At 56.6% G+C, this 13,521-nt stretch carries 11 protein-coding genes; 3 read left to right on the forward strand and 8 right to left on the reverse strand.

Annotated elements, in window-relative coordinates:
• Positions 1-774 precede the first annotated feature (774 nt).
• The 7 genes from ACMXYJ_RS30650 to amaB all read right to left on the reverse strand — a co-directional run bounded on the left by ACMXYJ_RS30650 (position 775) and on the right by amaB (position 9,155).
• The gene (locus tag ACMXYJ_RS30650) at positions 775-1,491 is read right to left on the reverse strand and encodes an ABC transporter ATP-binding protein (protein ID WP_415758135.1); all 717 of its coding nucleotides are present in this window, start codon (positions 1,489-1,491) and stop codon (positions 775-777) included.
• The gene (locus ACMXYJ_RS30655; protein ID WP_415758136.1) at positions 1,488-2,363 is read right to left on the reverse strand and encodes an ABC transporter ATP-binding protein; all 876 of its coding nucleotides are present in this window, start codon (positions 2,361-2,363) and stop codon (positions 1,488-1,490) included. Before ACMXYJ_RS30655 ends, ACMXYJ_RS30650 begins: the two co-directional genes overlap by 4 nt.
• Positions 2,360-3,643, reverse strand: coding sequence for a high-affinity branched-chain amino acid ABC transporter permease LivM (gene livM / locus ACMXYJ_RS30660; protein ID WP_415758137.1), 1,284 nt, complete (start codon positions 3,641-3,643; stop codon positions 2,360-2,362). Before livM ends, ACMXYJ_RS30655 begins: the two co-directional genes overlap by 4 nt.
• Positions 3,644-3,646: 3 nt before the next feature.
• Positions 3,647-4,561, reverse strand: a complete 915-nt coding sequence (locus ACMXYJ_RS30665; RefSeq protein ID WP_150763612.1) for an ABC transporter permease subunit — start codon at positions 4,559-4,561, stop codon at positions 3,647-3,649.
• 170 nt (positions 4,562-4,731) lie between these two features.
• Entirely contained in the window at positions 4,732-5,865 is a 1,134-nt protein-coding gene (locus ACMXYJ_RS30670) for an ABC transporter substrate-binding protein (protein ID WP_415758138.1), read from the reverse strand.
• Between the two features lie 364 nt (positions 5,866-6,229).
• Positions 6,230-7,513 carry an L-pipecolate oxidase gene (gene amaA, locus ACMXYJ_RS30675; RefSeq protein ID WP_415758139.1) on the reverse strand — a complete coding sequence of 428 codons (1,284 nt, stop codon included), beginning with the start codon at positions 7,511-7,513 and terminating at the stop codon, positions 6,230-6,232.
• A gap of 151 nt (positions 7,514-7,664) precedes the next feature.
• Entirely contained in the window at positions 7,665-9,155 is a 1,491-nt protein-coding gene (gene amaB, locus ACMXYJ_RS30680; RefSeq protein ID WP_415758140.1) for an L-piperidine-6-carboxylate dehydrogenase, read from the reverse strand.
• Between the two features lie 174 nt (positions 9,156-9,329).
• On the opposite strand from amaB, the gene ACMXYJ_RS30685 reads away from it, so the two are divergent.
• Positions 9,330-10,241, forward strand: coding sequence for a LysR family transcriptional regulator (locus ACMXYJ_RS30685; protein WP_415758141.1), 912 nt, complete (start codon positions 9,330-9,332; stop codon positions 10,239-10,241).
• An 88-nt stretch (positions 10,242-10,329) separates the two neighbouring features.
• Here the strand turns inward: ACMXYJ_RS30685 and ACMXYJ_RS30690 are convergent, their stop codons facing one another.
• A complete protein-coding gene (locus ACMXYJ_RS30690) occupies positions 10,330-11,139 on the reverse strand; it encodes a helix-turn-helix domain-containing protein (protein WP_415758142.1) in 810 nt (269 codons plus the stop codon).
• A gap of 184 nt (positions 11,140-11,323) precedes the next feature.
• On the opposite strand from ACMXYJ_RS30690, the gene ACMXYJ_RS30695 reads away from it, so the two are divergent.
• Positions 11,324-12,784: an alanine/glycine:cation symporter family protein gene (locus ACMXYJ_RS30695; protein ID WP_415758143.1), complete on the forward strand. Its 1,461-nt coding sequence runs from the start codon at positions 11,324-11,326 to the stop codon at positions 12,782-12,784.
• A 127-nt stretch (positions 12,785-12,911) separates the two neighbouring features.
• On the forward strand, positions 12,912-13,169 hold the full coding sequence (locus tag ACMXYJ_RS30700) for a hypothetical protein (protein ID WP_415758144.1): 258 nt from the start codon (positions 12,912-12,914) through the stop codon (positions 13,167-13,169).
• The last annotated feature ends 352 nt before the right edge of the window (positions 13,170-13,521 follow it).

Genomic DNA, 13,521 nt, shown 5'->3' on the forward strand with positions numbered 1-13,521 from the left:
TTGCCCACAGCGGCAACTACCTTACGAGCTGTACAAAAAACGATCAAACCTTGCCGCGCCTTGCCCGCCGTGGCTCTCAGCCATGTGCGCGCACCTTATCCACAGGCCGGTCCACAGTTTCCGGGGGCAAGTGGAAAAGCTGTAAGCCGCTGTGCACAAGGCTTTGCGGGCAAATTGGAAATTTTTTTGCTTGACCCTGGAACGCCGGGTGTGTAGCCCATGGCATTTTGCACGATTGACCGGTCATACCGACGATGGCGCCAAGCCAGTAACTACGGCCTTCAGCCGAGTCTTTCCAGAGTTTAACCACAGACTTATCCACAGGCAGCTCCACCCTGTTTCGGCCCGTTTTCCTCATCAACAAAAAGGTTGACAAAGCCCGCTCGCGGTCACGCAAAAACACCTGGTCAAAAAAACAACCACAACTCTGCAAGCCACGGTTTAAAAGGCTTTCAGCCAGCTACTCCCACGTTATTCACAGCCAGCTCCACAGCAAACGGGGACAAGTCAAAACCGTGACAAAACAACTATTTGCAGCGGCTTTATGTCGCGCTTTAAGAGCTTGGCAAATTTGTTTTCCACAATTTTCAGAAAGCACACAGAGACACCCTGTGGGAGCGAGCTTGCTCGCGATAGCGGTGGGTCAGTCACCTCATTTGTGACTGTGATGACGCTATCGCGAGCAAGCTCGCTCCCACAGGTATTTGTGGTGTTTTGGAGACGTAAAAAAGCCCCGGCGATTGCTCGTCGGGGCTTGTGCATAACAACGCAGACTCAGTGACCGCCGAGATAGGCGTTACGCACTTCCTCGTTAACCAGCAGCTCCTTGCCGGTGCCGGTGAGGCGAATCTCGCCGTTGACCATCACGTACGCCCGGTCCGACAGTTTGAGGGCGTGATTGGCGTTCTGCTCCACCAGGAAGATCGTCATGCCGGTTTTCGCCAGTTCCCGCAGGGTCGCGAAGATCTGTTTCACCACAATCGGCGCCAGGCCCAGACTCGGCTCGTCAAGCAGCAGCAGTTTCGGCCGGCTCATCAGCGCACGTGCGATGGCGAGCATTTGTTGCTCGCCGCCGGACATAGTCATGGCCCGCTGATTGCGTCGCTCTTCGAGTCGCGGGAACAACTCGAACATGCGTTGCATGTCTTCCTTGGCGTACTTGTCACCGATAGGAATGGTGCCCATCAGCAGGTTTTCCTCGACGGTCATGTCGGGGAACACCCGCCGCCCTTCCGGTGATTGAGCGATGCCGTTGGACGCGATGTAGTGGGACGACTTGTGGGTGATATCCACCCCCTGATAAATGATCTGCCCGTCCGCCGCCCGCGGCTGACCAAAAATCGACATCAGCAAGGTCGATTTACCGGCGCCGTTGGAGCCGATCAGGCTGACGGTTTCCCCCTCATTGATGTGCAGCGAGACATTCTTCAGGGCCTGGATCGGCCCGTAAAACACATCCAGATCCTTCAGTTCGAGGATGGGTTGGCTCATAGCACCACTTCCTCTTCATCGGCGCCCAAGTAGGCCGCAATCACTTTCGGATCGTTACGAATGGCATCAGGCCCGCCCTCGGCGATGACGATGCCGTGGTCCAGCACCACGATGTGGTCGGAAATGCTCATTACCATGCCCATGTCGTGTTCAATCAGCACCACGGTCAGATCGTGCTCGTCGCGCAGCAGCCGGATCATCGCGCTCAGCGCTTCGGTTTCCTGAGGGTTGAGGCCGGCGGCCGGTTCGTCGAGGCAGATGATCTGCGGCCGGGTGCACATGGCCCGGGCAATTTCCAGACGGCGTTGCTGACCGTAGGACAGTTCACCGGCGAGACGGTTGGCGCAGTCCACCAGGTCCACCACTTCCAGCCAGTAGAACGCGTGGTCCAGCGCATCGCTTTCGGCTTTGCGATACCCCTTGGTGTTGAGGATACCGGCCAGCATGCTGCGGTTGACCCACATGTGTTGGGCCACCAGCAGGTTTTCCAGTACCGACATTTCCTTGAACAGGCGAATGTTCTGGAAGGTCCGCGCCAGACCGGCACGGTTCACCAGGTGGGTGCCACCGAACATCTTGTAGTACATCCGACTGGCGAAGGATTTCGGCGAGACAAAATCGGTGGGTTTGAACGACTCGCCGAGCAGCTTGATAACGTTGGTTTGCTCGCCACGCACATTGAGTTCGATCTTGCCGCCCGAGGCCTTGTAGAACCCGGTCAGGCAGTTGAACACGGTGGTCTTGCCGGCGCCATTGGGGCCGATCAGGGCGAAGATCGAGTTGCGTTTGACCTTCAGGCTGACATCGTTCAACGCCTTGATGCCGCCGAAGTGCATCATCAGCTTCTCGACCGAGAGTACGACTTCGCTCATGGCGCTACTCCTTTACGCGGGGTCACACCGGTACGGCTGATCCGAATCAGGCCGCGCGGTCGCCAAATCATCATCAACACCATCAGGATGCCGAACAGCAGCACGCGATACTCCGCGAACCCACGCAGCAGTTCCGGGGCGACGGTCAACACGAAGGCCGCAATCACCACGCCGATGGTCGAGCCCATGCCGCCGAGTACCACGATGGCGAGGATCAATGCCGATTCGAAAAAGGTGAACGAGGTCGGGTTGACGAAACCTTGATAGGTCGCGAAGAACACGCCGGCCAGACCGGCCGTCGAAGCACCGATGGTGAACGCCGAGAGTTTGACCAGTACGTGGTTCAGGCCCATGGAGCGGCAAGCGACTTCGTCTTCACGCAGGGCTTCCCAGGCGCGACCGACCGGCATGCGGGTCAAGCGGTGCTTGATATGCAACACGGCCAATACCACCAGGAACAACACCGCGTAGATGAAGTAATACTTCACGTCCGGGTTATAGGCGATGCCAAAGAACTCATGGAACGGCACCCCGCCCTCTTTCGCCCTTTTGCCGAACTCGATGCCGAAGAAGGTTGGCAATGGAGCTGCCATGCCATTCGGGCCACCGGTCAGGGACAGCCAGTTATTGAGGATCAACCGGATGATTTCACCGAAGCCCAGCGTCACGATCGCCAGGTAGTCACCGTGCAGGCGCAGCACCGGGAAACCGAGGATGCAACCGGCAAGGCCTGCGGTAATCGCCGCCAGCGGCAGCACCGTCCAGAAACCCAGCCCCAGGTATTGATAACCGAGCGCCAGCCCGTAGGCACCGATGGCATAGAACGCCACGTAACCCAGGTCGAGCAGGCCGGCCAGACCGACCACGATGTTCAGCCCAAGGCCCAGCAGCACGTAGATCAACCCGAGGATGACCACGCCCAGCAGGTAGGAGTTGGAGAAAAACGGGAACACCACGGCGACAACAATCAACACCGGAATGATCCAGCGCAACCGGCTTTTGTAATCAGGCGGCAGTACATGAACCCCGGAGCCGGTGCTTTCAAAGCCTTCAAGAATTTTCAGGCCCTTTGGGGTTTGCAGGAACAGGCTCAGGGCAAAGCGGCCGGCCATGACGATGGCGACAATCCACGCCACCCGCGTCGTTTCCAGGTTGAAGCCGTAGCCGTCGAGGACCACGCCGACAATCGGGCCGAACACAATCAGGGCCACCAGGCCGGCAAGAATCGCGTCAACCAGGCTTCTTTTGAGATCAATGGTTTTTTTAGTGGTTGAAGACATCGCTTACACCTTCGACACAAGAGGACGGCCGAGCAGGCCTTGGGGCCGAAAGACCAGAACAAGAACGAGCAGCGAGAAGCTGAAAACGTCTTTGTAGTCCGAGTTCACCAGACCTGAGAAGAGTGATTCGGAGATCCCCAGAATAATCCCGCCAAGCATGGCGCCAGGAAGCGAACCGATCCCGCCGAGCACCGCGGCGGTGAACGCCTTGATCCCGATGATGAAGCCGGCATAGAAGTCGAATGTGCCGTAGTTCATGGTGATCAGCACGCCGGCCAGGGCCGCCATCGCGGCACCGATGATAAACACGTAGGAAATCACGCGATCGGTGTTGATCCCCAGGATCGAGGCCATCTTGCGGTCTTGCTGGGTGGCGCGGCACATGCGGCCGAGCTTGGTGTACTTGATGACGTAGGTCAGCACGGCCATCCCGGCAAACGCTGCGACCAGAATGAAGATCTTGGTGTAGGTGAGCTGGACGAAGCCGGTCCCGACTTCAACTCGCCATGCACCGGTGAGCAGTGTGGGTACACCCTGTTGGCGAGCACCCTGGGCGATCTGTGCATAGTTTTGCAGGATCAGCGAAATACCGATGGCGCTGATCAGCGGTGCCAGTCGGGTGGAGTTACGCAGGGGTTTATAGGCAACCCGTTCGATGACCCAGCCATACACTGCCGTGACGATGATGGTGAAGATCAGTGTGCCAAGCATCAGCAGAGGGAAGGATTCAATACCGAAGTATGCCAGCAGAGCCAGACTGATCGCCGCTAGGTAAGCAGAGATCATGTAAACCTCGCCGTGGGCGAAGTTGATCATGCCGATGATGCCATAGACCATTGTGTAGCCGATGGCGATCAGGCCATAGACCGACCCGAGGGTCAGGCCGTTGACCAGTTGCTGCAGGAAAATACCATCCATAACGCAATCTCACGCATTTGAGAGACTGCACAGAAGCCGGGTGCGACAGACCGGGGTTCAGCCGCCGGCGCAACACGGTTGTGTGCAGCTCTACGAGAAAAGACAGGTACTGCACGGACATGTTCTTTGATTGCCCGGCGCACAAGGCGCCGGGCAATCAGCAAGTCATATCACTTCTGTTTTTCCAGCTGGTGGTATTTGCCATCCTTGTCCCACTGATAAACCACGTAGTCGGAGACTTTCAGATCGCCCTTGGCGTCCCAGGTCTTCTCGCCCATCACGGTTTTGACCGGATTTTTCTTCAACCACTCGGCGGCTTTCTCGCCACTGTTGGACTTGGCGCCGTTGAACGCTGCAGCCAGGGTCTGGACCGAAGCATAGGCGTACAGGGTGTAGCCTTCAGGCTCGGTGCCTTTCTTGCGGAACTCGTCCACTACGGTCTTGCTGTCTGGCAGCAGACGTGGGTCGGCACCGAAGGTCATCAGTACGCCGTCGACGAATTGCGGACCGCCAGCAGTGGTCACCAGTTCGTCGGTTACGATGCCGTCATCGGACATGAACTTGACGTCTTTGAGACCTTGCTCACGCAGTTGACGGACCAGAGGACCGGCTTCCGGGTGCAGACCACCGAAGTAGACGATGTCGGCGCCAGCGCCGCGGATTTTGGTGACGATGGTGCTGAAATCTTTCTCGCCACGGGTCAGGCCTTCATACAGCACCGGCTTCACACCGCGTTTTTCCAGCTGGGCCTTGGTAGCGTCCGCCAGGCCTTGGCCGTAGGTGTCCTTGTCGTGCAGGACCACGACTTTCTTGCCCTTGAGCACGTCGACGATGTAGTCGCCGGCCACGATGCCTTGCTGGTCGTCACGCCCGCACATACGGAACATGGCACTCAGGCCGCGCTCGGTAACAGCCGGGTTGGTGGAGCCTGGAGTGATCGCGATGATGCCCGCTTCGTCGTAGATCTCCGAAGCCGGGATGGTCGAGGAGGAGCAGAAGTGACCGACTACGCCAGCAACTTTCTGGTTGGTCAGGTCCTTGGCGACCGTCACAGCCTGTTTCGGTTCGCAGGCGTCATCGCCCTTGACCAGTACGATTTTTTCCCCGTTTACGCCGCCCGCTGCGTTGACCGCATCGGCCGCAGCCTGTGCACCCTTCATGTACTGTTCGCCAAATGCCGCGTTGGCGCCCGTCATTGGTCCCGCCACACCGATTTTCACATCAGCCTGTGCAAACGCAGAAACACCCAACGCAGTTGCCACTGCGAGGGCCAAAAAGCCTTTTTTGTAAAACGTCTGGGACATGAGGTGGTGCTCCAAGGTTTTTTTTTAGTTGGCACTGCGACTTCCTGAATGCTCAGAGCAAGGGCCGTGCCATCGGTTTTTTATTCTGAAAAAAGTCGCTGCTTTATTGTTATTTCGACTGTTTCGATCCCATTTTCATTGGGCGTGCAACCGTCTAAACCGCGGAAGGTGAAACCATTTATTTTTAAAGGCGCAACCCGAGCGCGCCATCATTGCAACCGCGGCGCCAAACGACGTGCAACCAGCCTGTAACAACGTGCGTCACCGAAGTGCACACTGCTGGTGCGCAACTGCTACAACCCGCACCTTTTACAGGCTAGCCGCTGCGCGAAAAAGCGCCGCTTCCAGCAACAAATTTCAACAATCAAATAACGATCCGCAGGCACTGGCCTGCGTGATACAGCGAGAATCCGGCCTCGTACAAACAGCTGCGTAACCCCACGCCCGCCAATGGCTGCATGGGCGCAAAGGGAATCGGCAGCGCTTGAGGGTTTCCGTTACACAGATAATCGGCAAAGGCTTTGCCGACGACAGTGCCAGTAGTGACGCCCCGGCCGTTGTAACCGGTGACTGCCACTAAACCGGGCGCCGGCTCGAACAAACGCATCAAATGATCGGGGGTGAAGGCGATGCAACCGGTCCAGGTGCATTCCCATTCCACCGGTTTGAGATAAGGAAAGTAATGCTGCTGAACCCGGTCGGCCCAGGCTTTGAGGAACCAGGTCGGTTTCTGATTGCCATTGCCGAGACTGCCGAGCAGCAGACGGCCATCCTTATCGCGACGAACACTGCTGAGGACCTGGCGGGTGTCCCAGGAACCCTGGCCACCGGGGAGAATTTGCTGTGCAGCCTCTTCGGTCAGCGGGACCGAGGCCACTTGATAGTAATAACCGGGGAAGAAGTTGCGCCGTAATTCCGTCCAGTCACCTTCGGTGTAAGCGTTAGAAGCAATCACGACTTGCTCGGCAAGCACCGAACCCTGAGCGGTTTGTACCGACCAGCGCTGGCCCTGACGTTCGAGCCGGGTCACCGGGGAATGATCGAACAACTGACCGCCGAGGCCGATGGCCGCTTTGGCCAGCCCCGTTGTGTAAGCCATTGGGTTGATCGTGCCTGCACGCCGATCGAGCAGTGCGGCGGCGATCTTTTTGGTGCCCGTCGCTTGTTCGCAGGCTTGACCGGTCAGCAGTTCAACCGGCGCGCCGCGACGTTTCCATTGTTCTTCACGACTGCGCAAGTCCGCTTCGCCACGGGCGTTGTGCGCCATGTGCAACGTGCCTTCGCGACGCAGTTGGCAATCGATGTTGTATTTGTCGACCAGGCTGAACACCAGGGACGGCGCCGCACCGAGCATGCGGTTGAGCTGACTGCCGACCGCCTCGCCAAACCCGGCTTCGATCTCGTCCGGTGGAATCCACATCCCGGCATTGACCAGCCCGACGTTGCGCCCCGATCCGCCATGACCGGAGCGATGGGCTTCCAGTACACAGACGCTTTTGCCTTTTTCCAGCAGATGCACCGCCGCCGACAGACCGGTGAAACCAGCGCCGATGACGCAGACATCCACCCTGACTTCGCCCTGGAGCAACCCGTTGTCAGGCCTTTGCGGCGTCAGTTTTTCCCACAGACACTCTTCGCGTAACGGCATTGCCAGACTCCAACAGAAACCTAACCAACCCTCGTTGTGCAGAGGCCGCCAAAAGATCGCAGCCTGCGGCAGCTCCTACAAAACCGCAGCCAGGCACAACCCCGTAGGAGCTGCCGAAGGCTGCGATCTTTTCAGGCACACCAATTTTCTATCAGTCGAACGTAATGCCCTGAGCCAACGGCAACTCCAGCGAATAGTTCACGGTATTCGTCTGACGGCGCATGTAGCCGCGCCATGCATCGGAACCGGATTCACGACCACCGCCCGTTTCTTTCTCACCGCCAAACGCCCCGCCGATTTCCGCGCCGCTCGGGCCGATGTTGACGTTGGCGATGCCGCAGTCACTGCCCACCGCCGACATGAACTGCTCGGCTTCACGCACGTCAGTGGTGAAGATGCACGAGGACAAGCCTTGTGGCACGGCGTTGTTCAGGCGCAGCGCTTCGGCGAAATCCGTGTAACCGACCACGTACAGAATCGGCGCGAAGGTTTCGTGGCAAACCACATCACTCTGCTCCGGCATTTCGACGATGGCCGGCGAGACGTAATAAGCGTTAGGGAATTTGTCTTCCAGTTGACGCTTGCCGCCGAACACCCGGCCGCCTTCGCTCAAGGCCTGCTCAAGCGCGTCCTGCATGTTTTCGAAGCTGTGTTTGTCGATCAGCGGACCGATCAGATTGCCTTCCAGCGGGTTGCCGATACGCACTTTGGAGTAAGCGGCTTTCAGGCGGGTGACGATTTCCTCTTTCACCGATTCATGGGCAATCAGGCGACGCAGGGTGGTGCAACGCTGACCGGCGGTGCCGACGGCGCTGAACAGGATGGCTCGTACGGCCATGTCCAGGTCGGCGCTTGGGCCGAGGATCATTGCGTTGTTGCCGCCCAGTTCCAGAATGCTGCGAGCGAAACGTGCAGCGATTTTCGGTGCCACTTCGCGGCCCATGCGGGTGCTGCCGGTGGCGCTGATCAGCGCCACACGCGGGTCATCGACCAGGGCTTCGCCGGCATCGCGACCGCCGATGATGACTTGGCTCAGGTGTGGAGGCGCATCGCTGAAGTTCTTCAGTACGCGGTCGAACAGCGCCTGGCAGGCCAGGGCGGTCAGCGGGGTTTTCTCCGACGGTTTCCAGATCACCGGGTTACCACACACCAGCGCCAGCGCGGTGTTCCAGGCCCAGACCGCAACCGGGAAGTTGAACGCACTGATGACGCCAACGACGCCCAGCGGGTGCCAGGTTTCGCGCATGTGGTGGCCAGGACGCTCGGAAGCGATGGTCAAACCGTACAGCTGACGGGACAGGCCGACGGCGAAATCGCAGATATCGATCATTTCCTGAACTTCACCCAGGCCTTCCTGAGTGATCTTGCCGGCTTCCCAGGACACCAGCTCGCCGAGGTCGGCCTTGTATTCGCGCAAGATGTCGCCCAGTTGGCGGACCAGTTCGCCGCGGCGCGGCGCCGGGACCTTGCGCCACAATTCGAACGCATGATCTGCACGACTGATGTGCTGCTCGACTTCAGCGGCGCCTTCCCAGTTCACGGCGGCGATCTGGCTGCCATCGATCGGCGAATGCACCGGCACTTTGCCGTTCTGGTACAGGGCCGGGTTCACACCAAGACGATCAAGCAATGCGGCAACCATGGGTCACTCCTCAAGCGAAAAACAGAAAACGTGCAGCCGGATTAATTCGGCTGGTGAGGCCTGTAGTTTTAGCGCTCCCGACGTTACCCAACAAACGACCTTTAAGAGAGATATCATTCCGTTTATTCATGCTGCGAATTGCTAGTAAGAAAGAAACAAGAAAAAGGACAACCAATGCTGAATAAACGCTACTTGCCGTCGATCACCGCGCTGCAGTGTTTTGAGGCCGTAACCCGGCATTTGAGCTTCACCCGGGCGGCTGAAGAGCTGAACCTGACCCAGAGCGCCGTCAGTAAACAGGTCGCGCAACTCGAAGAATTGTTGCAGCACCTGTTGTTCCGCCGGGTGCGCCGACGCCTGCAAATGACCCCGGCCGGTGACTTGTACCTGGTGGAGGTAAGAAAAATCCTCACGCAGGTCGAGATGTCGACCCACTACCTGCGCTCCTACGGCGGTGAAACCGAAGTCCTGCGCGTCTCGACGCCTCCGACCTTCGGCGCGCGCTGGCTAGTGCCCCGCTTGAAAGGCTGGCGCCTGCGCCATCCCTCGATCCATCTGGACCTGTGCAGCGAACAGGAAGCCGACGATCTTTTGCAAGGTCGCAGCGACCTGGCGTTCTACTTCGGCCAGGGCTCACGCCCCGGCACTGAATGCCTGAAGCTGTTCGGCGAAGAGCTGGTGCCAGTCTGCGCACCGGGCAGCCTGCCGAACACGCCGTTCACCGATCCTACGCAACTCACCGACCTGGTCCTGCTGCAAAACGCCTCCCGCCCCCAGGCCTGGCACGACTGGTTCGATAGTCAGGGCTACCACACCGAACACAGCTATCACGGCCCGCGTTTTGAAACCTTTTACATGTGCATCCGCGCAGCCCAGGTCGGCTGCGGTGTGGCGCTGTTACCGCGGTTTCTGGTGGAAGAGGAATTGGCCGACGGCAAACTGGTCATACCCTGGCAGCACGCGATGCCCAGCACCGATGCCTACTACCTGGCGTATCCGGAGCATTCGGCGGAAGTGCCGAAAGTGCGGGATTTTGTGAAGTGGATGCTGGAGCAGATTGATAGCCCGGATGCCTCGCCGCATTGAAGCTTCACACCATCTCTGTGGTGAAGGGCTGGCCCCGCTGAGTCGACCCTATGAGCCAGCAACCCGGGTTGTAAGGCTCATAGTGGCGTCACGCAATACCAAAGAGGCCGTCGACGATTTTGGTTTGAGCGAGGCGCCCGCGCAGGTCTTGATCAATGGAGGGATCATCCATTCTGTACAGGCGCACCTTGCGATACGCATTGATTCGATTGATCTCACGCCCCAGATACTCCCAAACCACCCGCGAACATGCCGGAGTGCGATGGTCGGCCGCCGAAACACCCATCTTCAAGCCATTGAGTCGAATAATCCGGCTTTTGTAGTTAGGAATAAGAATGGTCTGACTGATCTCGTTTGACGTCAGCGACTCATAGTCGAGCAGGAACAAGCGATCCTGTAGATAGTAGGCAACCCCAACGTAGCGATACCGCTCAAACGTCCCCTCTGCCCCACCAATCTGTATCCGCTCATTTCGTTCATACACGAAATGTTGGCCCTCCTCCCTTATGTGCACCAATGAACACAGAATGCAACCTGGCTCTGTCATCGCGTAGTAGTACTCGTAGTAATAACCACAATAGGCCCTGAGCTGCGGCGAAGAGTGTCTGCGAAGGTGATCAAGCATGCGCTGAGGCGCCGCCGCCTCGTCCGAGGGTTTGATTTTCTTGGCTTTAACGCCAATGAGCGTGATGAATTGTTCCGTCGGCAAATATATCTCGTACTCTTCAACGCCAAAAAAATCACAGATCCGTTTAAGGTTAAACGGTGTCGGAAGACTATTTCCACTCAAGTACTTATTGAATTGCCCGCGATTAATAAGAAGTTTCCTACAAACCTCCGCGATAGATCGGTAGTGACTGCATAGCTGCCTTAAGTTAGCCGGGAAAAAATCACGCATATCAGCTCATCACAATAGTGCTAGAAGGCTCAAACATAGCAGCAACTCGCATCATTTTTAAGCAAGTCGCGAAATTGCACTCAGCGATACGATAACCGGATATTACGAGCCTTGAGGTTTTCTCAAGACAGCCAACAAAAGCCGAACAATTCGCCACTACTCTAAAAACAGCAGGGAGCACTCAATGCTTGAAGTCATTAATGACTTTCTCTCCGGAAAAATCCTTATCCCATTGGTCCTTGGTTTGGGAGGCTACTTCACCATCCGATCAAGATTTGTCCAGTTCAGGTATTTTTTTCACATGCTATCGGTATTGCGCGGCAGTTGGCGCACCGGCAATCATCATCTGAGCTCATTACAGGCATTAACCCTCAGCCTCGCAGGTCGAGTCGGGACGGGCAACATCGTTGGTGTAGGCATCGCCGTGAGCATGGGCGGGCCAGGGGCCGTGTTCTGGATGTGGATGACCGCGCTCCTGGGCATGTCGAGCAGTTTTTTCGAATGCGCTCTTGGACAACTCTACAAACGAAGCGACGGAAACGGCCTTTATCGTGGTGGTCCATCCTGGTACATCCAGCATGGTCTGGGTAAACGCTGGTTAGGGATGATTGCCTCGCTCCTGTTGTTGGTGACCTTCGGTTTTGCAATCAATGGCCTGGAGGCTCATGCCGTATCGCACTCGCTTAAGGATGCTTTCGACATTTCGACCACTGGGTCGGGGTTGGCATTGTCGGTGATGCTGGCTGTTGTATTTGTGGGGGGGATCAAACGAATAGCAGCTGTCGCCGACCTGCTGGTACCGCTTAAAGTTCTCGCCTACGTCGGGGTCACGCTCTATGTAATTGTCCTGCAATCGGAGCAGGTGCCCTCGGTGTTAATGACCATCGTCAAGAGCGCGTTCGGCCTGGATCAAGCGTTCGGCGGACTGCTCGGCACTGCAATAATCATGGGTGTGAGGCGCGGTGTGTTTTCCAATGAAGCCGGTTTGGGAAGCGCGCCTAACGTTGCTTCGGTGGCCAAGGTCGAACACCCGATAAGCCAAGGTGTGGTGCAATCACTGAGCGTCTTCATCGATACCTTCGTCATCTGCACCTGCACAGCATTGGTCATCCTGTTATCTGGTTTCTATACACCCGGCTTCGAAGGCGACGGCATTGCGCTTGCACAAAACTCGCTGGCAGCCATCGTTGGCGAGTGGGGTCGAATGTTTATTAGCGTGGCGCTGACATTATTTGTATTTACCGCAATGCTCTATAACTACTACTTGGGTGAAAACAGCTTGCGGTTCATGTTCGGCGAGCCCCGAAAAACCTTGATCATCTACCGTGTACTGGTCTTGGCGCTGGTGTTCTGGGGCTCGATTGAAGACCTTTCCACCGTACTCGCATTTGCCGACATCACCATGACACTGCTTGCCTTCGTCAACCTTATAGCCATGGCCTTGCTGTTTAACATCGGCATACGCATCTTGTACGACTATGACGAGCAACGTCGCGCAGGAATCAAGAATCCAGTGTTCGACTCCAGCAAGTTCAAGGATCTGGATCTCGATTTTAGGGCCTGGCCAGCGAAAGAGAATGACCCGAACACGTTAAAGCATCCTGCCCACCTTTCTCGTAACTGCACATATCCGCAATCGGCATAAATGAAGAACCCTGAGCCATTGCGAACTCGCAACGGCTCAGCAGCGAAACCAACAACAATTAGTTGTCATATATAAACAATAGACACCACTATCCAAACACGATTAAAAACTCTTAAGGAGCTTGTTAATGAATCGTTACCACCCTCTTAAATCCAACACCTCCGAAGTCCCGGTACTTTGTATAGATACACACATAACTCCAAATCACCTCTTTGAAAATGCCTGTTTCAGGATTCGAACCGCTACCAGTCTTTTAGAAACACTCACCTCAGTAACCATAAAGCATACCGCCGACATTGATCTTTACCGGCTAATACTTCCAGCTTATTTATTACTGCAGGATGGTGTCGACACACTGGAACAAATCACCTTAAAGGCGGAGTGAAATCATGGCCACCCCTGCAACTAATGAAATGCTTAAGGCTGCAATGAGAAAAGCAATTGAAACCGGCCTTATCCCTAGTTACTCGCACCTTGATGGATATTTAAGAAGCTGGGAAAGCCTTGCGTTGGTCGTCCAAGCCGCGGTTGACGCTACCCCGATAGTTGAGCCCCCTCCGAATTGTTCAAACAAGTGCTGTCGAGGGTTGCCACTCTCCCGTTTTCGTTCCAAGTGAATGGAAGGCGTTACGATGCTCCCGAAAAAATCGCAGCCTTCGACAGCCCATGAAATCTGCGAGAAATCGATGCTACTGCAAAAAAGGCTGGCAAACCGGGCCACTGATATGCGCCACTAG

Source organism: Pseudomonas arabinosi, from assembly GCF_047758675.1.
GTDB lineage: Bacteria > Pseudomonadota > Gammaproteobacteria > Pseudomonadales > Pseudomonadaceae > Aquipseudomonas > Aquipseudomonas arabinosi.